The sequence below is a fragment of the Amycolatopsis sp. NPDC031561 genome, assembly GCF_055580625.1.
This window is the reverse complement of the sequence record NZ_JBVILA010000042.1, coordinates 28,363-48,880: the sequence shown is the minus strand read 5'-3', so window position 1 is coordinate 48,880 and position 20,518 is coordinate 28,363. Positions and strand designations below refer to the sequence as shown.

At 64.4% G+C, this 20,518-nt stretch carries 21 protein-coding genes; 13 read left to right on the top strand and 8 right to left on the bottom strand.

All coding sequences use genetic code 11. The features are described from left to right. Window positions 1-417 precede the first annotated feature (417 nt). Window positions 418-1,065 (bottom strand): SRPBCC domain-containing protein, encoded by a 648-nt coding sequence (locus ACZ5IK_RS43180; RefSeq protein WP_465493028.1) that lies wholly within the window; start codon window positions 1,063-1,065, stop codon window positions 418-420. Window positions 1,066-1,095: 30 nt separating this feature from the next. Continuing rightward, entirely contained in the window at window positions 1,096-2,682 is a 1,587-nt protein-coding gene (locus ACZ5IK_RS43175; RefSeq protein ID WP_465493027.1) for a helix-turn-helix domain-containing protein, read from the bottom strand. A 130-nt stretch (window positions 2,683-2,812) separates the two neighbouring features. Here ACZ5IK_RS43175 and ACZ5IK_RS43170 point away from each other — a divergent pair, with 130 nt between their 5' ends. The 5 genes from ACZ5IK_RS43170 to ACZ5IK_RS43150 are packed head-to-tail and all read left to right on the top strand — an operon-like array spanning window position 2,813 to window position 7,974. Next, the gene (locus ACZ5IK_RS43170) at window positions 2,813-4,690 is read left to right on the top strand and encodes an SIP domain-containing protein (RefSeq protein ID WP_465493026.1); all 1,878 of its coding nucleotides are present in this window, start codon (window positions 2,813-2,815) and stop codon (window positions 4,688-4,690) included. Between the two features lie 29 nt (window positions 4,691-4,719). Then, window positions 4,720-5,703, top strand: a complete 984-nt coding sequence (locus ACZ5IK_RS43165) for an ABC transporter substrate-binding protein (RefSeq protein ID WP_465493025.1) — start codon at window positions 4,720-4,722, stop codon at window positions 5,701-5,703. Then, window positions 5,700-6,743 carry a FecCD family ABC transporter permease gene (locus tag ACZ5IK_RS43160; protein ID WP_465493024.1) on the top strand — a complete coding sequence of 348 codons (1,044 nt, stop codon included), beginning with the start codon at window positions 5,700-5,702 and terminating at the stop codon, window positions 6,741-6,743. Before ACZ5IK_RS43165 ends, ACZ5IK_RS43160 begins: the two co-directional genes overlap by 4 nt. Further along, on the top strand, window positions 6,740-7,834 hold the full coding sequence (locus tag ACZ5IK_RS43155; RefSeq protein WP_465493023.1) for a FecCD family ABC transporter permease: 1,095 nt from the start codon (window positions 6,740-6,742) through the stop codon (window positions 7,832-7,834). Before ACZ5IK_RS43160 ends, ACZ5IK_RS43155 begins: the two co-directional genes overlap by 4 nt. Continuing rightward, the gene (locus ACZ5IK_RS43150) at window positions 7,831-7,974 is read left to right on the top strand and encodes a hypothetical protein (RefSeq protein ID WP_465493022.1); all 144 of its coding nucleotides are present in this window, start codon (window positions 7,831-7,833) and stop codon (window positions 7,972-7,974) included. Before ACZ5IK_RS43155 ends, ACZ5IK_RS43150 begins: the two co-directional genes overlap by 4 nt. A gap of 597 nt (window positions 7,975-8,571) precedes the next feature. On the opposite strand, the gene ACZ5IK_RS43145 is transcribed toward ACZ5IK_RS43150, so the two are convergent. Genes ACZ5IK_RS43145 through ACZ5IK_RS43135 form a run of 3 tightly spaced genes read right to left on the bottom strand, consistent with a single transcriptional unit; the run spans window position 8,572 to window position 11,024 of the window. Then, entirely contained in the window at window positions 8,572-9,588 is a 1,017-nt protein-coding gene (locus tag ACZ5IK_RS43145; RefSeq protein WP_465493021.1) for a hypothetical protein, read from the bottom strand. A gap of 7 nt (window positions 9,589-9,595) precedes the next feature. Beyond that, entirely contained in the window at window positions 9,596-10,141 is a 546-nt protein-coding gene (locus ACZ5IK_RS43140; RefSeq protein WP_465493020.1) for an SLATT domain-containing protein, read from the bottom strand. 4 nt (window positions 10,142-10,145) lie between these two features. Continuing rightward, window positions 10,146-11,024 (bottom strand): SMODS domain-containing nucleotidyltransferase, encoded by an 879-nt coding sequence (locus ACZ5IK_RS43135; RefSeq protein ID WP_465493019.1) that lies wholly within the window; start codon window positions 11,022-11,024, stop codon window positions 10,146-10,148. 195 nt (window positions 11,025-11,219) lie between these two features. Between ACZ5IK_RS43135 and ACZ5IK_RS43130 the strand changes: the two genes are divergently transcribed. Next, complete coding sequence (locus tag ACZ5IK_RS43130; protein WP_465493036.1) at window positions 11,220-12,005, top strand: P-loop nucleotide/nucleoside kinase family protein; 786 nt, start codon at window positions 11,220-11,222, stop codon at window positions 12,003-12,005. On the opposite strand, the gene ACZ5IK_RS43125 is transcribed toward ACZ5IK_RS43130, so the two are convergent. Both ACZ5IK_RS43125 and ACZ5IK_RS43120 read right to left on the bottom strand, forming a co-directional pair. Continuing rightward, entirely contained in the window at window positions 11,973-12,737 is a 765-nt protein-coding gene (locus ACZ5IK_RS43125; RefSeq protein WP_465493018.1) for a hypothetical protein, read from the bottom strand. The two genes, ACZ5IK_RS43130 and ACZ5IK_RS43125, sit on opposite strands and share 33 nt — an antisense overlap. A gap of 171 nt (window positions 12,738-12,908) precedes the next feature. Continuing rightward, window positions 12,909-14,237: a helix-turn-helix domain-containing protein gene (locus tag ACZ5IK_RS43120; protein ID WP_465493017.1), complete on the bottom strand. Its 1,329-nt coding sequence runs from the start codon at window positions 14,235-14,237 to the stop codon at window positions 12,909-12,911. A gap of 573 nt (window positions 14,238-14,810) precedes the next feature. Here ACZ5IK_RS43120 and ACZ5IK_RS43115 point away from each other — a divergent pair. From ACZ5IK_RS43115 to ACZ5IK_RS43095, 5 genes are all read left to right on the top strand, one after another. Then, window positions 14,811-15,326: a hypothetical protein gene (locus ACZ5IK_RS43115; protein ID WP_465493016.1), complete on the top strand. Its 516-nt coding sequence runs from the start codon at window positions 14,811-14,813 to the stop codon at window positions 15,324-15,326. 57 nt (window positions 15,327-15,383) lie between these two features. Then, window positions 15,384-15,797, top strand: coding sequence for a recombinase family protein (locus tag ACZ5IK_RS43110; RefSeq protein ID WP_465493015.1), 414 nt, complete (start codon window positions 15,384-15,386; stop codon window positions 15,795-15,797). Between the two features lie 37 nt (window positions 15,798-15,834). Further along, the gene (locus ACZ5IK_RS43105) at window positions 15,835-16,047 is read left to right on the top strand and encodes a hypothetical protein (RefSeq protein ID WP_465493014.1); all 213 of its coding nucleotides are present in this window, start codon (window positions 15,835-15,837) and stop codon (window positions 16,045-16,047) included. After that, window positions 16,034-16,249 (top strand): hypothetical protein, encoded by a 216-nt coding sequence (locus ACZ5IK_RS43100; protein ID WP_465493013.1) that lies wholly within the window; start codon window positions 16,034-16,036, stop codon window positions 16,247-16,249. Before ACZ5IK_RS43105 ends, ACZ5IK_RS43100 begins: the two co-directional genes overlap by 14 nt. A 646-nt stretch (window positions 16,250-16,895) precedes the next feature. Then, window positions 16,896-17,738 (top strand): S1 family peptidase, encoded by an 843-nt coding sequence (locus ACZ5IK_RS43095; RefSeq protein ID WP_465493012.1) that lies wholly within the window; start codon window positions 16,896-16,898, stop codon window positions 17,736-17,738. 499 nt (window positions 17,739-18,237) lie between these two features. On the opposite strand, the gene ACZ5IK_RS43090 is transcribed toward ACZ5IK_RS43095, so the two are convergent. Next, entirely contained in the window at window positions 18,238-18,714 is a 477-nt protein-coding gene (locus ACZ5IK_RS43090) for a hypothetical protein (protein WP_465493011.1), read from the bottom strand. 624 nt (window positions 18,715-19,338) lie between these two features. Here ACZ5IK_RS43090 and ACZ5IK_RS43085 point away from each other — a divergent pair. Further along, window positions 19,339-20,097, top strand: a complete 759-nt coding sequence (locus ACZ5IK_RS43085; protein WP_465493010.1) for a DddA-like double-stranded DNA deaminase toxin — start codon at window positions 19,339-19,341, stop codon at window positions 20,095-20,097. After that, window positions 20,085-20,492 carry an Imm1 family immunity protein gene (locus ACZ5IK_RS43080; RefSeq protein ID WP_465493009.1) on the top strand — a complete coding sequence of 136 codons (408 nt, stop codon included), beginning with the start codon at window positions 20,085-20,087 and terminating at the stop codon, window positions 20,490-20,492. Before ACZ5IK_RS43085 ends, ACZ5IK_RS43080 begins: the two co-directional genes overlap by 13 nt. Window positions 20,493-20,518: the final 26 nt, after the last annotated feature.

Sequence of the window (20,518 nt, the reverse complement as noted above, 5' to 3'; positions counted from 1 at the left end):
AGTTTAAAAAGGGGCCCCTTTTGTTTGGTGGGTTCCCAGTTGGGGGTCTGGGTGTGTTTTTTTGCGGGGTGCGGGAAGAAAAAAGGCCCTCCCCCCCTCTCTTCCCCCCCCACGACCCCTTGATGGAATCGCCCATCCAGTCACAAATCAGACATCAGGTCGGTGGCAAGTGTCCACAGTGGACGCCTGAAGCCTGCTGGGCCACCGTCGGCCAGGGCAATCAAGCGTGGGACCTGCGGCAATCGTCACGAGTGACGATCAAGATCCGCCCAAGATCAACTTGGCTACGTGGCATTGGTTGTTGAGGGGTAAGTCAAAGGTGGCGTTGTTGGCTGAATCCGAGGTGAGCGAAGGCGTGACTCGCGTGATCGCCGCCCGATCACACGCGAACGCCTACCCCGCCCGAACACGACACGTTTACCCTTCCCCTCCGGGGACGTAGAACGCGGTGGTGGCCTCGACCGCGGCCGCCACGTGATCCGGATCGCCACCCGCGGCCAGGTGGGCTTCGCCCCATGCTGCAGCACTGCGTCTGGCGAACTCGCGTCCCGCGGGCGAGGTCTGGAACTCCTCGTGATCGAGCGTCTCGCCGTCGGCCAGAAACCGGGACAGCGTAAGGAGATGCAGGTCCCAGCCCACACCGCCGGCACCGGGGCCGTAGGTCGGGAACATGGGCTCCCCCACGGCCGCCGCGTGGACCAGTTCGAGCTCGGTATCCCCGGCAGGGCCCGCGGACAGGCGTACCTCGACCTCGCTCGTGCCCGGCCATTCGTCGGCGCCCGGCCCGAAGAGCCAGGACACCCGTAGCCGCCGCGGCGGGTCGCAATGGAGGATCTCGCCGTGCTCGCCGCCGTCCAGCTCGAACGACCCGCCGAGTCGCAGGTCTCCGGTGACCGGCTTCAGCCAGCGGCCCAGGCGCTCAGGGTCGGTGATGGCGTGCCAAACCTCGTCGACCGACGCGTCGTAGCGACGTCGCAACTCCATCGTGTAAGCGTCGCCGGCGGGCAGGGTGGCCGCACCCATGGTCCGGCGGGCAGCGGCCAGTTCGTCCAGTATGTCCTTCAAGCCATGACTCCTTACGTCGGGTCCCGTAGGTCAGGGCCTCCTGGTCTCGCGCTGCTGGTAATCGCGCGGTGAAAGGCCGTGGAAGCGGGTGAAGGCGGAGCTGAAGGTCGGGAGGTGGGCGTACCCGAGGCGGCGGGCGACGGCGCTGGGTTTGGCGAAGCCGGCGAGCATGTCCCGGGCGATGCGCATGCGGGCGGCGTAGCGCCACCGGGAGAAGCTCATCCCGGTCTGTTCGCGGAAGGTCCGGTGGACGGCGGCGGGCACGTCGGGTCCTGACCCGCCGGAAGTACCGATGCGGCGCAGGTAGTCGATGGCGGCTCCCCGTGCCAGGGGGTCGGTCGGCATCGGCAGCGACAGCGCTCGCTGCGCGGCGACCTGGTCGGCGAACAGGTCGAGGACATGGCCGGGGTCATAGCCGTCCGGCCGCATCGGGGTGCGCGCGATGATGGAGCAGAACAGCAGGTAGTCGTCCCAGTCGGGCGAGAACTGGACCTGCAACGGCTCGGTCAGCCGCAGGTCACCGGCATCGGCGTCCCCGATCGGCAGCGAGATCGAGTCCTGATGCACGCCCGTGACATGCTCCACGCCCGCCGGGATCCAGGTCGCGACGCCCCGGCCCCACTCGTAACGACGTTCGCCGACGCCCAGGTATCCGCTGCCGCGGTACGCCCAGCAGAGCACATGGGAGTCGTTGGCGTGCGGGATCGTGCGAGTCGCGGGAAGCAACCCGGGTGCGTCCGGCGCGACCCTGCCTCCCCGCATCATCGTCACGAGGTCCTCGGCCTGACGCACGGCAGCCGTGCGCCGGGAGTGTTCACCGGCGGCAGGGTGCGCGGAGAGCGTCCGGCTGAACTCGTGCGGAGTCGACCCGAACTGCTGCCTGAACGCGCGGGTGAACCCGCTGCGGCTGGCGAAGCCCACCCGCGCGGCCACCTGGTCGACGCCGAGCCCGGCGGCCAGGAACTCGACGGCCGCGCTCAACCGGCAGCGCAGCCGCCACTGCTCGAAGGTCAGCCCGGTGTCGGCGCGGAAGTCGCGGAGCAGGGTCCGCGGGCTGGACAGCACCCGTGCCGCCCACTCGTCGACGGTGAAATCGAGCGCGGGATTCCGCAGCAGCTCGTCGGCCACTTCCCGGGCCCCACCGGCCCTCGGCATCGGCGGCGGATCGACCCCGTCCGGCCGGGTGTCTTCGCTTCGCGGCGGCGGTCGACGTCCAGAGCCGCGAAGAAGATCGACGAGCGCGTCCTGGGAGTATCCGTGGCCGGTCAGCGGCGTGACCATGAGGTTGAAATGCTGGATCAGCCAGTCCTGCCAGCCGTCGGGAACCACGAACCGTCTCGGCTCGGCAGTGTTCTCGGAATGGGTCTCGGCGGCGAGACTCGGATGCGTCAACAGCGGGAAGGCGACCGTGCCCGGCTCGGTGACGAGCGTCCACCGGTTGCCGGGGTTCGCCGGAATCCAGACACCCTCGCCACCGGCGAGCCGGCACTCCGGGCTGTCCTCCATCCGGAGGCACGCCGAGCCCGTACGGACCCAGAGCAAGAGATGCTCGGGCTGGTCCCATGAGCCGCTGGACCGCACCCGAGGGATGGACGGCGGCCGGACATCCACGCCCATGGCGTCCTAACTATGTGGCGATCCACGCACACCGCGAGGAGTAAGGATTGCCTAACATTAGCGCCGCCCCCTGTCGATGGTGGAGGGCGGCCTCGTCACCTTCGTCCCGTTCGGAAGGGCTGTTCCCCGCATGCCGAAGACCTCACGCCGGATCACCGTGCGCCCCTTGACCCTGCGGGAGGTCGAGGTCACCCGCGTGCGGGACCTGACGCCGGGGATGCGGCGGATCACCGTGACCGGTGCGCAGCTGGGCGAGTTCACCTCGGCGAACGGCTTCGCCCGGCCGGCGTTCGACTCGACCGGTTTCGACGACGACATCCGGTTGGTGTTCCCCTACCCCGGCCAGGACCGGCCGGTGCTGCCGGTGCAGCAGGAGAAGGGCCTGGACCTGCCGAGAGATCCGCGGCCGTTGACGAGGCTCTACACCGTCCGCCGCTGGGCGCCCGAGACGGGCGAGCTGGACATCGACGTCCTCAAGCACGGTATCGGCGTCGGCACCACCTGGGCGTACCGCGCCCAGGTCGGCGATCGCGTCCACTTCTTCGGCCCGAGCTCGTCTCGGGCGCTCCCGCGGGACGCGGACTGGCTGCTGGTCGCCGGGGACGACTCGACGATCCCCGCGATCGCCCGCCTGCTCGACGAACTGCCCGAGGGCACGAGGGCACAGGTGTTCATCGAGGTCGCCGAGGACGAACACCGCCAGGAGCTGCGTGAACTGCCCGGCGTCGAGGTGACCTGGCTCGTGCGCGACGGCGCCGAGGCCGGTACGACCCGCCTCCTGGTCGACGCGATCAGGAACTGCGCCTGGTGGGACGGCAGGCCGTTCACCTGGCTCGCCGGGGAACAGGCGGCGGTGCGCGACATCCGGCGTCATCTGGTCGAGGACAGGGGAGTGTCCAAACAGGACATCGAGTTCAGCGGGTACTGGCGTCGCGGCGAGGTCGTCGCGCTGGAGACCGACGGGGCGGTGCCCGATCCCGCGAAGACGAGGACCCCGCTCGAGAAGCTCCACGAGCTGACCGAGCTGATCGCACCGATGGCGATCCGCACCGCCGTCGAACTGGACCTGCCCGAGCTGATCTCCCGCGGCGTGACCGCCACGGCGGACCTGGCGGGCAAGGCGGGCGCCGACGAGCGGGCGCTGGGCAAGTTGTTGCGCTACCTGCACACCCTGGACATCCTGACCGAGACCGAACCAGGCCACTACGACCTGACGTCGGTGGGCGAGGTCCTGACCGTCGACTTCATGGCCGACTTCCTGCACCCCGCCGGGGTGGCGGGGCGCGAGATGCTCGGCATCCGCGGGCTCACCGAGTCGATCCGCACCGGCCGGCCTGTCTATGCCTCGGTCACCGGGCAGACCTATGCCGAGGTACGGGCCGAACAGGACTACGAGGACCGCTACCTGGAACGACTGGCGAAGTTCCAGGCCACGCTGGCCGAGCCGATCGCCGCCTCCGACATCCTTTCCGGTGTCCGGCACCTGGTGCTCCACTCCGGCGGTGCGGGCGCCCAGGCCGCCGAGTTCGTCGCCGCCCACCCCGGCCTGCGGATCACGATCTGCGCGTTGCCCGCGCAAGCCGACTGGCTGCGCCGCGACCTGCCCGACACCATCCCCGACGAGCGGCAGCGCGCCCGGCTCGACGTGGTCGAACAGTCCGTCTTCGAACCCGGCCCCGCCGCCGACGCCGTGTTCGTCATCCGCGCGTTCAAGAACCTGGCCGACGCCGATGCCGCCCATGCCCTGCGCCGGGCGGCCGAGAACCTCCTCCCCGGCGGCCGGGTCCTGCTGGTCGAAGACCTCTTCGACACCGAAGACCTCGACGAACACGACGGTGAAGCCGATCTGCTCGCCCTCACCGTGCACGGCTCGGGGCTCCGCACCGCCGACGAGCTCGACGCCGTCATCGCCCGGGCAGGGCTCGAACGGAGCGTGACGCACACCGTCGGCTGGGGCACCACGGTCCACGAACTGACGCGCGCCGAAACCCACCACGACACGCACTGACCTTTCCCCTGAAACGAAGAAGAGAAGACATGACGCTTCTACGACGACGCGGCGCCGCCCTGGCCGCCGCCCTGTTGAGCATGGCGCTCGTCCTCACCGCGTGCGGCGGAGCCGGCACCAAGGAGCCCGCAGGCACGGCCGCCGACACCCGCACCGTGCAGGCGGGCAATGGCGCGGTCAAGGTCCCGGTCGCGCCCCAGCGCGTCGCCACGATCGGCAACACGACCCTGCCGTTCATCGACCTCGGCGGGAAACCGGTCGGCGTCACGGCGGAGTCGGACTCCGACATCGCGCTGTTGCCCGCGGACGAGCAGTCGAGGTACAAGTCGGCCACGATTCTCGCGCCCAGCGCCGACCAGGTCGACATGGAGAAGCTCGCCGGTCTGAAGCCGGACCTCATCCTGGTCCAGATACCCGAGCCCGAGTTCGAGTCGATCAAGGCGCAGCTGACGGTGATCGCCCCGACCGTGTTCTTCGGCCTCGACACCGAGTGGAAGGCCCTCGCCGACGGAGTCGCGCAGGCAGGCAACATCACCGGTGCGCTGAGCGAGCAGAAGGCGGCGTTCGAGCAGCGCCGCGCCGCGGTCCAGGCGAAGTACCGCGCGATCATCGACCGCACCTCGTTCGTCGACGTCATCCGCTACTCGTCGTCCGATCCCGGGACGTTCGCCATCGCCGACATCGGTTGCTCCGAGATCGCCAGGGACGAGGTCGGCATGAAGTTCCCCAAGGCCGCCGACGGCGCCGACCCCCTGGCCTGGACGGCCTTGCCGTTCGAGCAGATCGGTGAGCTGTCGAAGTACGACGTGATCACCTACCCCGTCGACGCCGCGGGCCGGCCGACGGAGCCCTTCAAGCCGGTGGTCGAGACCAACACCTGGAAGGCACTGCCCGAGGTGAGCTCCGGTCACGCGCTCGGGGTCTTCTGCCCCGGCAACAACTCCTACGGATCCGTCATCCGGTACCTGGAGTCGCTCGACCGCGCACTGGCGACCCTCCCGGCCACGGGGTGACAGCCCTGACCCTGCGGCGGAACGGTCCGGGCACCGTGGCGGTGCCCGGACCGTTCCGCCGTGTGCTCGGGCTGGTCGTCGCGCTGGTGGCGCTGGTCGTCCTGCTGGTGCTGAGCGTCATGATCGGCTCGACGTCGATCGCGCCGTCCGTGGTGTGGGACGCGCTGGTCCACTCTTCGGCAGGCATCGACCAGTTCGCGATCCGCGACTACCGGCTGCCGCGCACGATCGTGGGTCTGGTCGTCGGCGTCGCGCTCGGCCTGTCGGGCGCGTTGATCCTGGCGCTCACCCGCAACCCCCTGGCCGATCCGGGCATTCTCGGCGTCCACGCCGGCGCGTCCTTCGCGGTGACGGTCGCCGTGGGTGTGCTCGGCGTCAGCGACGTCCACGGCTACCTGTGGTTCGCGTTCGCGGGAGCGCTGATCGTCACGCTCATGGTGCTCGCCATCGGGTCGACGCGGCAGGGCTCGTCGCCGGTGGTCATGGTGCTCGCCGGGGTCTGCGTCGGCGCGGTGCTCGGGGGTGCCAGGGAGGCGCTCCAGCAGACCAACCCGGCCGCGTTCGACGCGATGCGGAGCTGGAACGCCGGTTCGACGGCGGGCCGCTCGCTCGACGTGGTGTGGCCGGTCCTGCCGTTCTTCGCGGTGGCGCTCGTCCTGGCCGTCGCGGTGTCGGGTTCGCTCAACGCCATGGCTCTGGGTGACGAGATGGCGGTCGCCCAGGGCGTCGCCCTGGCGCGCACCCGCGTCCTCGCGATCGTCGCGATCACCCTGCTCGCCGGGGGTGCGACGGCCATCGCCGGACCGATCGCCTTCGTCGGGCTCATGGTGCCGCACGTGGCCCGCTGGATCGTCGGCCCGCACCAGCGCTGGATCTTCGCCTACAGCGCGGTGCTGGGCCCCGTCCTGCTGCTGACCTCCGACATCCTCGGCCGGCTCGTGATCCGGCCCGGCGAGATCCCGGTCGGGGTCGTCACCGCCTTCGTCGGCGCCCCCGTCCTCATCGTGCTGGCGCGCCGGAAGAAGGCGAGCGGACTGTGAGCACAGGCGTGTCGTCACGGTCGGCCCGCGCCCGCCCGGCGCCCGGGGAGCGGGTGGACTTCGGGCGACGGGTGCTGACCGTGCGGTGGTGGCGGGTCGCCGTGCGGCTCGACCGACGTTCGGTCGTCGTCTGCCTGGTTCTCGCGCTCTTGATCGCCTGCACCGCGGTGCTCGCGCTGATGACCGGCTCGTACCTGCTCAGCCCCGGGCAGGTGGTCTCCGCGCTGGCCGGCGGGCAGACCGGACTGGTGCACGACATCGTGGTCGGGTGGCGGCTTCCGCGGGTGACCGCCGCGCTGGTGTTCGGCGCCGCGCTGGGGGTGAGCGGGGCGATCTTCCAGTCGATGTTGCGCAACCCGCTCGCGGACCCCGCCGTCATCGGCTTCTCCGAGGGCTCCTACACGGGTGCGCTGGTGGTGATCCTGGTCGCCAACGGCACGTACTTGCAGCTGGTCGGCGGGGCGCTGCTGGGCGGCATGACCACCGCCGTCGCCGTGTACCTGTTCGCCTTTCGACGCGGAGTGCAGGGCTTCCGGCTGATCATCATCGGCATCGGCGTCTCGACCTTACTGGCTTCGCTGAACACCTGGCTGATCCTCAAAGCCGACCTGAAACAGGCGATGGCCGCGGCGGCCTGGGGCACCGGGTCGCTCAACGGCGTGTCCTGGAACCAGGTGACCATCGGCGGCGCGTGTGTTCTCGTGCTCCTGCTGCTGGCGGGGATGGCGAGCCGTCCGATGCGACAGATGGAGCTGGGTGACGACGCGGCCGCCTCCCTTGGGGTGCGGGTCACTCCGGTACGCCTCGGCCTGGTCGTGGTGGGCGTGGCGCTGACGGCGACGGTCACGGCCGCGTCGGGGCCGATCGCGTTCATTTCCCTGGTCGCGCCGCAGATCGCCCGCCGGCTCGCCCGCACCGCGGGGATCACCCTCGCACCCGCCGCCGTCGTGGGCGCGCTGCTGTGCCTGTCGGCGGACTACCTCGCCCAGCACGTCGCGCCCACCCCGCTGCCGGTGGGGGTCATCACCGTCGTGCTCGGTGGTGGCTACCTCGGCTGGCTGCTGTTCATCGAAGCCAGGAGACGACTGTGAGCACCCTGACCGGCTCACGTCTCCGCGTGGGCTACGACAAGCGCGTCATCTCCCACGAGCTGTCCGTGGCGATCCCTGACGAGTCGTTCACGGTCATCGTCTGCCCGAACGCGTGTGGCAAGTCCACCTTCATCCGGTAGTGGACCGAGGCCGACGAGCCGACCCCGCCTATATCTGGACGCTGACCAACGCGCTCTAGGACGAGGACGAGTTGGTCCGGTCCCGCGCCGCCGCAGCACTGCGAGCAGCCGCCCACTGACTGTCCTCTATGGACGATCAGTCCAGCTCGTGAGGCAGAACGAAAAAACCGCCCTACCTCGGCTAATCTGCCAGGTGGGCGGTGTTTCGTCACTGTGGAGCTACTTCGGGCCTACTCGAACCGCCCTCACGTGCTGATTCAGCTCCAAGTGACCTGCGAGATGGTCGAGACTGCCGTTCGGCAGGCGAGCTATCGCGCCACCGGCTTGCATACCAGCCGCCAGCAACCGTCCGCATGTAGCCGTACGCGACACGCCGTCAAGGAGCGGATGAACCAAGCGAAGGTCGACGAACTCGTCAGCAAGTACACGAGTGGCAGTGCGACCCGGCAACAGCTTGCTGAGGAGTACGGGCTAGGTGTCAGCACAGTTGGCCGGTTACTGCGCGCACACGGCGGGCGGTTAAAGGACCGCAAGTAGAAGCAGGTGGACCAGTAGTCGGGCCTCCGAGTCGGTGTCCCGCCTGCTGCCTCAGGCGCTCTACCGGAAGAACGACGCCAACGGCACAGCCATCTCGATGACTTGCGCAGCGATGGTGATGCTGCTGGCGACCTCGTCCTTGGAAGGGACGGTGCCTCTATGGATAGCGTGATTTCGAGGCTTGGCAAGCCCAGAACCACTTATGCCATTTGGCAGGACTACGCCGAACTTCTCCAGCGCCTGGGCGAGGTTGCCGATTTGCTTCCATCGCTCCTTTACCAGCCCCGAGACCACGGGAGCCGACGTTGCAAGCTGTGCATCGAGAAGCCTGGTAAGGGCCATCTCTGCGCCCGTAGCAGCATCAAGTATCGACCGGCGGAAATCACCATTGCACATATTTCGGCGAGCATCTCGCAAGAGTATGTACTCAGTGGGCGGCGCTTCAGCTGTCCCCGCAAGACGCAATGCCTGCTGCCAGATATCCAGAGATAACCCGCCGCTCACATCAACGGTTATGTAGATTGCTCTCGAGTTGGGAAGCCTGACATTGGACGTTCCATCATTGCCCCAAACCCGTAATTCCGTGCCGTCCCTCTGTGCAGGCGATTGGATACCTAGAAGTACCCGTCCGGATCCGACTTCAAACCAGTCCGCCAAAAGGGCAATCCAACGGTCGATTGAGCCAAATAGTGTTTCACCGAGGGACTTAAGGTTCGCGGCCGACTCCTTGCTGTCAGGCGCTTTCGGGAACTCTCGGCGCAGGAGGACATGCGCCACAGTGATCTCCGTAACGCCCTCGATGCTCCCATCTTGATGCCAGGCGGTAACGTCACCCCAGCCAAAAGGGTTGCGCAAGTAATCAGGCCAATCGATGTCCTGCCTTACGCTCTTAATGTGTGGAGGAATTAGTTCAGGGCGACGACTGCTATCGCCCGCCCGTATGTGGGGCACCTCTACTTCGAAATCGACGCCACCGATCATTGTTGGAGTAACCGTACCGGCAACTTCGCCCCCCAAGCCGATCGGAATAGGCAAAGCCAGGACGGCCTCGATTATCTGCTTGGAAGGCTCAGTCATCGCCCCATCATTTCGACTTTGAGTGTAACGATTCCGGCAGGAAGTCATTTAGCTCACTATCGCTGAACGACATCTCTTCTTCCAGCTGCAGAGCTTTCTGTGCGCGACGGTATGCCCGGCCTGTTGTATCAGGGGCGAGTTTGTAGATGGACTTTAGCTCGTCAATCAGTTCATCGCGGCGATGGGTGATATCCTCGCGCTTCGGGTCGTTCTTCATGTCAACAAGCAGATTGACGTATTTCTCGCGTACGTACCACAGCTCTTTCGCCGTAGACCGATGCCGTTCGGCTTCCTTGCCAGGGTCAAAGCTGAGCTGGAAGATCACAAACATCAACGACAGTGCCGACAGTGCAGCGCTCACATACAAAAGGGCTCGTTGATTGGTGATGACGGTACTTAGCAGGGTGGCTGACGTGACGGTCGTAAGAAGGATATTCACCCACTTGACCATGACCGCACGGCGGGCTTGCATTTCCCGAGCTTTTTCGTGGGTCTTGTGCGTGTACACGACACGGCCGAAGCTCTCGCGTATGGCTTCTTCATTGGGTGTCACCTTCCTAGAAGACATACTGTGCCCCAAATATCTTCTGCCACTCTTCCACGGCGAAGTAGTGATTGTCCTCCGCTTCGCGCTCGCATGCTTTTACTGCTCGGCTATATGCTGACTCGGCTCGGCTCAACCATTCGTCGCCGTATTGGCAGCGTTCGTCAATACCGGGGATGACACAATAGTTGTTCTTGTTCTTAATCAGCTCGGCAAAATAGTCGCGCACCATCCAGTCGTAGTACATGCTGGACTTTCCGCGGTGATCCCATTTGTTCACGAAGTTGACCGCGCGCAACTCTAGTGCCAGCGATTTGATGGGGACTTTGCACGCGGCCTGCCATATCTTCATAATCCGGATGAGGTCACGAGTGTTCCCGCTGCTATCACTATCTGACTTGTCGACATTGTTAATCTCGGCGACATGGTCGACAACCTTCCAGTTGCCGCCGTCATGGGTGTTGGGCACGTAGTATTTGCCGGACGTAAGCTTCCACGCAGGCAATAGTTCGACCGTGTGGCCGCCCGTGAATGGCACTACAACTACCTGGCCATCGCCGCGCATGCCGTCAGTAGTCGTGTAGCGATCTTGCAAGATCCTCTTGACATCTTGTAAGAGCTGGGATTGACCATTTCCCGAGTAAGAGTCATATCTTGCAAACTGTGCGTAAGGCATCAAGAATAGAATGTCAACGTCGCGGGGCGGCTTGACGGCAGTGTCCTTGCCATAGGAGCCAATCAGCTTTGACGTCGAACCATCATACGGAGTGCCGTAGTAGTGACTATGCAGCTTCTTGACGACGCCTCGGAACTTGGCCTGGGCGTCTTCAAGGTGAGGCTTGTCGATCTTGATGTTCCCTAAGAACCCGTCAAACCGATCTGCTGTTGTCATCGCTGCACTCCATACGCCTAATGTAACCAAAACCTGGGAGATCAGCTATCTCCCCTTGATTCTGTCGGGCACGAACCAATCGTTGTTACGTCTTTTTCTGGCCCGATAGTGTGATCTAAGATCTCGCCCGGTCGGTTTATTTCCGGCATCTTCTGGCCGTCGAGCGTCTGACGCGGCAAGCGGGAAGCCGTGCATATGCAGAAGCGCCATCCTGATCAGGATGGCGCTTCTTGTTTCGAAGAGCTACCCGCTCAAACTCCCTGTCAGCCATACCCTTCGCGAAGGCTCCCATTCGCCCACTGCGAAGACCTCCGCCAACCCCTTGATATATCCTCTATCGCCACAAGGTTGGTTCAACGATGCACTGGAGATCGAATGCAAGTAGCTCATAATGCAAGTCCCTTGCGGCTCGTTCTTGTCCTCGGCTTGCCCGCGTCAGGTAAGACCACGCTAGCAAGGGAACTATCCAAGAGGCTTGGTATGCCGCTCTTGGTGAGAGACGAAGTAAAGGTACGACTGCTTGACGTGTACGGGTGGAAAGACCGGGAAGCTTCCATGCAGGCTGGGACAGCTAGTTTCAGAGTCATGGACTACGTCATTGAAGAACAGCTCAAGCATGGGAACTCGCTCATTGTGGAGGGTACGTTCAACCCGACGTATGACGATGCTCGGTTTCAAGCATGGCAGGAAACGTACGGCGTGCAGTATTCCCAAATCTACTGTTACGCGGAGGCTGAGGTCATACGGCAGAGGTTTACTGAACGAGCAGAACGAGATGATCGCCATGTGAGCTGCATTGAAGGAGCGGAAGGGCTCCAGAACCTGGAGGACTACATAGTCCAGGACAAGCGGCCGCTCAATGTAGATGGAGCAGTGGTCATGGTGGATACGACGGACTTTGCCATGATTGATGAGGATGCTGTTGTGAGGGGGTTGGGGGGTAGGAAATCACGTAGGTTGTTTTGTTGCCGCAGTCCATAGGCGTCGTACAACGCCAGCGCCCCTGATAGCGACGAACGCTGTTCCGCAGTAGAGGCTGGACACCAGGTTGATCGACAGAAATGGCGCATCGAACAAGTCCGTTATGAACTGCCAGTTGTCCCGGTCGTCCACCAGCAGGAAAAACAAGTCCTGCACGAGAGCTAGTGCCGTCAGCACTGCGCTGCCGAAAAGGAATAGACACCACGGGGTGGTGGCGACGAACCACAGCGTCCCGGTGGAGGCGTCCTTACGATACGCAAGCAGCATGAGGATGATCGTCACCAGCACGAATGCCCCGGAGATCGGGTCGACGGCCAAGAACTGGGCAAGGAAATCTGGGTCGATGAACAACAGCGGCGATGCGCCGTACGCAGCGTCCAGAGCCTTCCAACGGACCGGGTCAAACAAGGTCCCCATGATGCTGCCGCCAACATAGCTAACCCGGACCATGACCACCTGGGCGATCACCACTGTAATTGTCGTGGCGACGGTGACGGAGACCCGCACAGGCCGCTGAGTGGTGAGCCAAGTGCCACCGCGCGTCACTGCACCGCCCACCACGGTAGCTGCACGGGCAATGCGCTTTCCGTTGGAATACCAGGACTCCAACGCGAACGCGAGAAGCACGCCGCCGATCAGGACCGGACTGACCCCCACAAACTGGAGCACCGCCGCCACTGCCGCGTCGAAATCGGGAACTGGCGAGCTCACCTGCTGGTCGGCTGCATGCATGCCCGACAGGTCGTTCAGATCAGCGGCGGTGTTTCAACTACACCTTCATCGAGATCGGATCGAGCATCAGCGCTAGGACAGGTGCAGCCGTTTGGGCAGACCAGGCAGGCGACATTCTTGCCGACATGATCGCCGATCAGACGATGCCACCAAGTAGCCAGACCTCTGCGCCTAACTCAGCACCATCCGCCGTATGTCCTGGTTCAGCTCGCGTACCGCGGCCAGCTTCCGGTGTGGCACAGCTGCCGTCTGGAGCTGCCGAAACGCCTCGGACACGCGGTCGGAGCGGACGGCACCAACAGCCGCCAGAGCGTCACGGCCGAGCTCCGCACCATGCAGCGGATCGTCACGGGACATAGTCAGCGTTGCCAAGTTCGCCATGGCGAGCGCCTTCCCCCGGGAGTGGCCGGCGGGGAACCGCTGGATGGAGCTACGGAGCCGTCGTTCGGCCTCGTCATACGCACCGCCGTTGAGCGCCAGTCCGAGCAGCGCACGCCCGTTGTCCCGCTCCAGCCGTGACTGGTCGTAGTACGTAATCCACTCCGGCTCATCGCCAGAACTCGCTGCAAACGCGTCTTCGGCTCGCCCCACAGCAGTCAGGCAGTCGGCTTCGCGCTCCTGGCCAATGGCTCCGAGTGCGCGAGCGTGACGGCTGTGCATCATGGCCTGCACCATGGGCGTCAGCCGGTCAGAGCGGACCAGGGCCATTTCGGCATAGCTCAAGGCGTCGTCCGGCCGGGTTTGGTGCACCGCAAGGTTAGCCATGCCAGAGAGCGCCTTGGCGCGGATTGACCAATCAGCCGCCTCAGTCGCGCAGCCCACTGCAAAGCGGAAGCAGCGTTCGGCCTCCTCGTGGAGTCCGGCATCGAAGCACATGCCTGCCACGGTGTCGGCGAGGTCGCCCACCGCAGCAAACAGTGCGTGCCGGGCCGCAGCAGTCGCGAACTGGCCGTCGAGCAGGTGGGCGGAAGCCGACAGCTGTGTCAGCGCGGCTCGCGCGGCCATGCCGCCGCCGAACAAGTGGTCTTGGTTGGCGAACATCCGTGCGGCATGCCGGACTTGTTCGACCTCGGAGAGGCCGACGCGGCGTAGCGCTGTCTGGCCGCCGGTGCTGGTTAGGAAGTCGGCCACCGGGTCAGTGAAGGCCAGGCCAGCCACGCTGCCAGCGAGTACCCGTAGAAAGGCTTTGCGTTCCACGTCGTCACCTCCGTCCGTGCGTTTAGGGCTACTTACCACGGTAACCGCACGATGACGTGTACTGAAGAAGCCAAGCGCGGCATCCGATGCGACCTCGAGCACGGAGCGCAACGCTCGGCGGTATTCCTTGTTCGGCCAGCGGTGGACGCCCCGCTCCAGCTTGCCGATGTAGTCGGCGTCCATCGCACCGGTTTTGTCTGTACCGGGTGCGACCTGCTGGTTTGCCTGCTCGGCGAGCTGCGCCTGTGTCAGTCCGGCGGCATCCCGCGCCATGCGCAGTAGCTCGTTCGATTCCGGGTGCACGGACGTCCTTTCCGCGATGAGGCAGCAACCGAGGGTAACAGGATGGCATTCGAAAATCACCGGACGCGACGTAATCCTCCGGGTAATGCTCCGGGTGGCCTCCGTCCAAATCACCGGGTTAGCGGCCGTCTTGATCTACGTCTTCGGCTCTGTTCCGGTTCTGGCATCCGAGGACGAAGGTCATATGCGGCACCCGCCACTCGGTTGATGTTTCTCTGCCTCTCGATGTCGCCCGGCTTCCCGCAGGAGTACCGCCGTGCGGCCTTGTAAGTCCCGACTGGCGGGTGCCCTCCAGATTCTCGGATACGGACGGAGCAACACCGTGACAGTCCGGATGGCAGCTGTGAATGGACGGCCATCGGCCGTACCGCTTTGTTGGCAGCGCGGCCGCAACACGCTCGTGCCACCGCAGGAACCGCGGATACCGGAACCTGCCCAGCTCTACACGCTGATACTGCTTGCCCTGACCATGCACGCCCCGCATCCAGCCTCTGGCTTGTGCGAAAGCTGCGCGGGGACATGGCCGTGCGACACCGCGCGTCTGGCCTACCGGCTCCGCGAGGGTTTCTGACCGTGCGCTCTTCTCGTATTGCCAAGCTGCAGCTGGCTCGGCTCGCCTGGCGCATCGGGCAGTTGGAACAGATGCTCACAGCTAGCGAGACCCCGACCGAACGTGCTGTCGTGCTGAAGCGCTTAGCAACCGACATTGAGCGGCACGCCACGCTGCGGGCCACCCGCAGCGAACGAACCGACGGCCGCTGGCAAAGCGCACGCGCGCATCTCTTTTACCTCGCTGCAGCGACGGATATGGCGGTAGCAACTGCACATCCCTGGACCGCGCCACAAGATGATGCCCTGCTCGACGTCGCCGGTGCGCGTGCGGTGTTCCTGCACCTGACGGCAGCTGCGACGCCTCTGATACGCGCCGAGCTGTTCGTCCAACTCCGTGACGTCCTCCAGCGAGGCTTGCCGTTTCCCGACAACGCCGTCGCTCGCGACGCCGCAGACCTGGCTGCCTTCCACCTGCAGGCCGCTGGCCTCGGCTTCCTCGAAGCTCGTACGGCTGCCTACCGGGGCTGGCATCCATGACCAAACAGACCGAGACCACTGTCTCGGCGCCGATAAGCATCCCGGAAGGAGACGGCAATGAGTGACTTCGTCCAGCTCCATGACTTAGCCGCCAGGCTGGAGGCCGAACCCGGCGAAGCGACAGTGCCCTGTCTGCCGGTGACGGCCTATGGCTACGTGCGCTGCAGCAAGCGAGACGTGGACTATGTCGAGGCCTGCGCCGACTTGCTGACGGAGTGGTGCAGCGCGGCCGGATGGCGACTCGGCGTGGTCTTCCGGGACAACGGCTACGGCAGCACTAACACCGCAAGGCCAGGGCTGGTCGGCTTCCTTGACGCACTCCAGCTACCGGAGTGCGCCTACGGCTTGGTTATCGACCGCACACACCTGTCCGGAACGTCTCGGATTGCCAAGAAGCTTTGCGCTGACGTCCGCCACACTGGCGCTGTACTGCGGGTCCTGGCGGATGAGTTGAACGAGGACACGCCGTGACCATCGCGCCCGGACTGACCATATCTCGGGCCGCAGCATGACCCCTGAAACCAAAGCCCTGGTCGAGTCGCTGCGGGCGGTCAGCGCACATGCCGAAGGCGTCGCCAACGCCTTGCTCCTCGGCCGGATGACGCCCGCCAAGCAACACCAGTACGCCACCATGCTCGGCGAACTGGCCAGCCTGCTACACGACCACGCCGACACGCAGGAAAGGCAGGCCGGTGACCAGGCACCAGATGAAACTCCCTGACAGCATCGAAGCTATCGCCAAACACATGCTTTTCGTTTCCGAGAAACTCAAGACGGGCGAACTGCCGGGGGCGGAGTTGCGTGAGCTCGGCTATTTGCTGGCTGAGCTCGCTCAAACAGTGCATTACTACGCCGACAAGCTCGGTTCGCCGCTCGGGCGTCACGCACTACGAGAACCGCCGGACGAACCACCAGAGCCGTGAATCCTGTCGGTTGGTATGTCGTCATACTTGGGGGAAGCTTCCTCGTCGCCGGGCCGGTGATCCTCGCCGCAACTCGGCCACGCAGCCGCCGGGGAGTAGCTGATGACGAACACTCGCCGAAGGCAATCATCGCTCGCGTCAAGCAGGAACGGGAAGCAGCAGATTTTGCTGCTGCGCCTACAGAAAGCTTCCCGGCTGTCGCGCCGGACTACGACGAGCCAACGCAGCCAATGCCGACCGTTCCGCCTCTGCCCCGCCGCCAACGGCCATACGTCAACCAGCCGACACCGTATCCACGCGCACGCAAGCCAGTCATCCGCCCCGAAGTAGAACTCATGCAACGCATCTTGGACGGACTACGCCGCCTCAACTAACGCTCGTCTTGGTGCCAATAGACCTCCAGTACCGGACCGGCGAGGCCGCTTTCTAGGTATGTGGCCGGATGCTTCGGTCGATAGAAACCATCTTCACGCCGAAACTGAAATTGTTCCACCGGGGCGGAGATAGTGCCGGTCTGACCCTGATTTGGACCGTCCACGCAAATGTACTGCTGCATAGCCATAGCGAGCCATATTACCCCAGTTCCTCCGCGTGCCCGTTTTATACGCGGAGTCCGTATAGAGGAAACCAACCAAGAAAGGACACCGTGAAAAAGACCGTAATAGCGTCCGCCGTCGCCCTGGCAGGCTTGTCCAGCCTGTTCGAGGCAACCCCTGCTGCGGCCGCCGTCCAACCGAACATCGTGGGCGGCAGCGAGGCCACCGGAAATACCGATTGGATGGCTTCGCTCCAGTACGACGCCCCGGCCTACGGACGCACCAACTACCACACCTGCGGTGCGGCGCTGCTGTTCCGCTCCTGGGTGGTGACCAACGCCCACTGCGTCACCGACATGCCCGGCAATCCGCCCGGACAGGTGCCGACCAGCGCCAAGGCGTTCTCCGTCCGCGTCGGTTCCAAGGACCGGACGCAGGGCGGTGAGACAGCCAAGGTGGTCAAGATCGTGGTACACCCCGGTTGGCAGTGGGCGGCCGGTGCGCCGGACAAGGCCGTGAACGACGTGGCCCTGCTCCAGCTCGACCACGCCGTGAACGTCCAGCCCATCCAGCTCGCCGGACGGACAGCCAAGCCGGGCGACCGCGTGATGCTCTACGGCTGGGGTGCCGACCAGCCGGACGGCAGCGGCCCGCTTCCCACGAGGCTTCAGCAGCTCAGTACGCGGGTACTCCCGCCGGTCAAGTGCGCCGACGCCCGGCAGTCGGCTGGAGAGATCTGCACGAGCAACCCGCACGGCACCGATGGACCCGGTGCGGGTGACTCCGGTAGCCCGGCCGTCGAGCTGGTCAACGGGGTGCCGAAGCTCGTCGGCACAGGCAGCCGAGGAGCAGCGCAGTACCCCGGTGAAGCACCGACCGTCTACACCAGCTCGCCGGACTTCCGGGGCTGGATGTATTTGGTAGCGCGGGGTGGTGCGGCTGGCGCCGCGTAGCTGAGCGAGACACAAAACGCCAGGCCACCCATACCGCGAGGTGGCCTGGCGTTTTGTACTGGGGTAGGGAACGAAGTGCCGATCGCTGCCCGGAAATCACTTCCAGCCGAGCCAGTGATTCAAGCCGGCGAGGACCAGACCGCCAACCACCGTAATAACACAGGCTTGGACGATGGCGACCGTGGTCATAATCACCTTGCTCGATGCTTTCGGATGATTGCGCCGAATAGTCCTGTCAATCCGATTAGGCAAGAACAAGACGACGTGGTAAAGAACCTGCACCACGGGAGAGCCACTCTTTCTTGACCGTGACTGGTTGCGCGGGGCGTTCCTCGCGCGACCAGCGGACGACGACTTTCCTCGCCGAGTTGACGTTGCCTGCGGGCGCGCTTGCGCTTGGCTCACATGTGGTTGGGAACGTTTGGGCTTACTGCCGCGACGCGGCGGGCCGGATCTCGAACTTCGGGAGGAGGCTTGGCTGACGTGTGGACGTTTCACCTCACCGAGCCACCTTCGAAACGGAGTGCGCGACCTTCATGTGGTCCCGAGCGTCGCGCCCCACGCTGTAACGAACTCGGTCGCCCTTCCTCAGACCACTTGCGTCGCGCGAGAGAAGAACGATCGTATGCTGGCCGGAGACAATACGACCGTCCTCTGATCGTGTCGGGAGTGCCTCGACGGTACCGGTGAACTGATGGTCAGCCTCTCTACTGTGGGTCGACCAGTTGCATTTGAGCAAGTGCTTGTACAGGTGCTCCTTACCCATGCGGCTCGCCACGAGGCCATAGTTCAAGGTTCGAAGCACGAAGTCAGTGGGCATCGGGACAGGGCGATGCGGATCGTAGCCGGAGTCAGTGACCCGCACAAACCAGGTTGCGAGGGTCGTCTTGCCTTGAAAGCCGTCGATTGAGAAGCTCTTCAGATCGTTGAAGTGTGCCATGACGACAAGATCCGCGATCATGTCCTTGCCGATCACGTCGCGGCGTGCATACGGCCGGACTTGGTCGTTCAGCCACCGCGCGCCACATTCGGCATAGTAGGCAGCGGCATCTCCCGGGGCCCGCCGCGGCTGCTTCCCGTTGCCGTTTGATTGGACTGGTCGACGGCTCACAGCGCCGGTCCGCTTCGGACCTGAGCGTCGATTATTTGCCTGAGACATGGCCACTATTACCTCCTGAACGTCTGCCTTAAAACTCTCAGCCACACAGGCGAAAGCGAATAGAGATCGGAGTTATCGTGCTGTGACAGCTATCGCTACATTCTCTTGAGTGTGTACTGCTGTCGGCCTGCGCCAGCAGTGTGTTACAAAACCATTCGAATGGACTAATGATCGCCAACTTGAACCCAAATCCCCGTGCACTTCGGAATCGGCCAACAGTTCGCGAGCTTGGTTAACCTGACTGAAGTGTTACAAATCCTAGCTCTGAAAGTGACGGCCGTCGTAGGAGTTTGTCCACGTTTTGACATGTCTGAATTAGCCACAACGAGCCGCACAGGGTTCCGAACCGCTCCGGGTAGGACGCGTGCTCGGCAGATCAACGGTTTCCGCTGGTAGCCAACTCGCCCGAGATCAACAACAATGCTGGCCAAGGGGGTCGGCATGGGCGTGGACGAGTTGGCGGCAGCTGTACGGGCGACGCTCGGCAAGCTCTCCACGAATGCCCTGGAGCAAGCCGCGGGACTGCTCGACGAAGCTCGGCAGGCCCTAGACCAGACTGGCTCTGAACAGCCAGAAATACAGAACGCAGCCGCCGGCCTCAACGCAGCGTTGCAGGACGTCGGTCGGTTGCGTGAGCTGGTCGGCCGCGTCAGCACCTCCTTGACGGGTTACCTCGCAAAGCTCGGCGCTGACCAGCCGCCCGCGGAGAGTACGGCGACGGCGGGCGGCTCGTCACCGCCAGCGGCCAGCAAGCCAGCTCCGGCACCGACAAAGCCGGACGGCCAACGGCTCAGCCGCGAACAGGCCGAAGCATTACAGAAGGAGATGCCGCCACCGGTAGTGCGCAGCACCGGCCAGAAGACGCACGGCCGGTGGGTGGATGAGCACGGCGACACGCACGAGATAGTCAGCGGAAATGACGCGGATTCAGCAGCGGCTTGGGAGCTACTACAGGCGCGTGGCATCCCGCTCAAGGCCGCACCAGTGACGGTCAGCCATGTGGAACAGAAACTCGCGGCCCGCATGGTTGGCGAGGGGCGCAAGCACGTTGACGTGGTGCTCAATAACCGACCGTGTCGCAACGCCTTCGGCTGCGACAGCCTCTTGCCCGTTATGCTGCCGGACGACTACTCGGTGACAGTCCACGCACCGAACTACCGCAAGACGTTCACCGGAGGCATGAACCCGTGGTCACGTTAGAGGTCTGGTACGACCAGGAGCCGGAGAACGACTTCTCCGAGGGTGAACCGGCCATCCTGGTGAGCACGCCGGATGAGCTGGACGCACTCATTGCCCGTGTGCAGGCCGACACCAAAGACGCGGCCGTGCCCTCAATGGTGGAGTGCTCCGTATCGGGCGACCCCGGCAAGGGGACGTTCTACCTCGGCATTGGGCAGGAGAAAGGCTTTGTCATGTTCCTGGCGCCAGAAGCGGCGCACACCATAGGTGACGCTGCCCTGGCGGGCTTCGTCACCTACGACTTCATGGCAAACGCTCAGGAGATTCCAGCACGATATGAGGTGGGGATGAATGAAGCGATGGAGGGGGCGCGGGAATTTCTGATGTCGGGGGTGGTGGCGGGGTTGAAGACTTGACGGCTAAGTCGGCGTGATCCACATGT

What these genes read in the sequence shown, in the direction of transcription:
- ACZ5IK_RS43175 (WP_465493027.1), bottom strand. Translation starts at nt 2,682, where the DNA reads ATGGGCGTGGATGTCCGGCCGCCGTCCATCCCTCGGGTGCGGTCCAGC.
- ACZ5IK_RS43170 (WP_465493026.1), top strand. Translation starts at nt 2,813, where the DNA reads ATGCCGAAGACCTCACGCCGGATCACCGTGCGCCCCTTGACCCTGCGG.
- ACZ5IK_RS43165 (WP_465493025.1), top strand. Translation starts at nt 4,720, where the DNA reads ATGACGCTTCTACGACGACGCGGCGCCGCCCTGGCCGCCGCCCTGTTG.
- ACZ5IK_RS43145 (WP_465493021.1), bottom strand. Translation starts at nt 9,588, where the DNA reads ATGACTGAGCCTTCCAAGCAGATAATCGAGGCCGTCCTGGCTTTGCCT.
- ACZ5IK_RS43135 (WP_465493019.1), bottom strand. Translation starts at nt 11,024, where the DNA reads ATGACAACAGCAGATCGGTTTGACGGGTTCTTAGGGAACATCAAGATC.
- ACZ5IK_RS43130 (WP_465493036.1), top strand. Translation starts at nt 11,220, where the DNA reads ATGCAGAAGCGCCATCCTGATCAGGATGGCGCTTCTTGTTTCGAAGAG.
- ACZ5IK_RS43125 (WP_465493018.1), bottom strand. Translation starts at nt 12,737, where the DNA reads ATGCATGCAGCCGACCAGCAGGTGAGCTCGCCAGTTCCCGATTTCGAC.
- ACZ5IK_RS43110 (WP_465493015.1), top strand. Translation starts at nt 15,384, where the DNA reads ATGAGTGACTTCGTCCAGCTCCATGACTTAGCCGCCAGGCTGGAGGCC.
- ACZ5IK_RS43105 (WP_465493014.1), top strand. Translation starts at nt 15,835, where the DNA reads ATGACCCCTGAAACCAAAGCCCTGGTCGAGTCGCTGCGGGCGGTCAGC.
- ACZ5IK_RS43100 (WP_465493013.1), top strand. Translation starts at nt 16,034, where the DNA reads ATGAAACTCCCTGACAGCATCGAAGCTATCGCCAAACACATGCTTTTC.
- ACZ5IK_RS43085 (WP_465493010.1), top strand. Translation starts at nt 19,339, where the DNA reads ATGGGCGTGGACGAGTTGGCGGCAGCTGTACGGGCGACGCTCGGCAAG.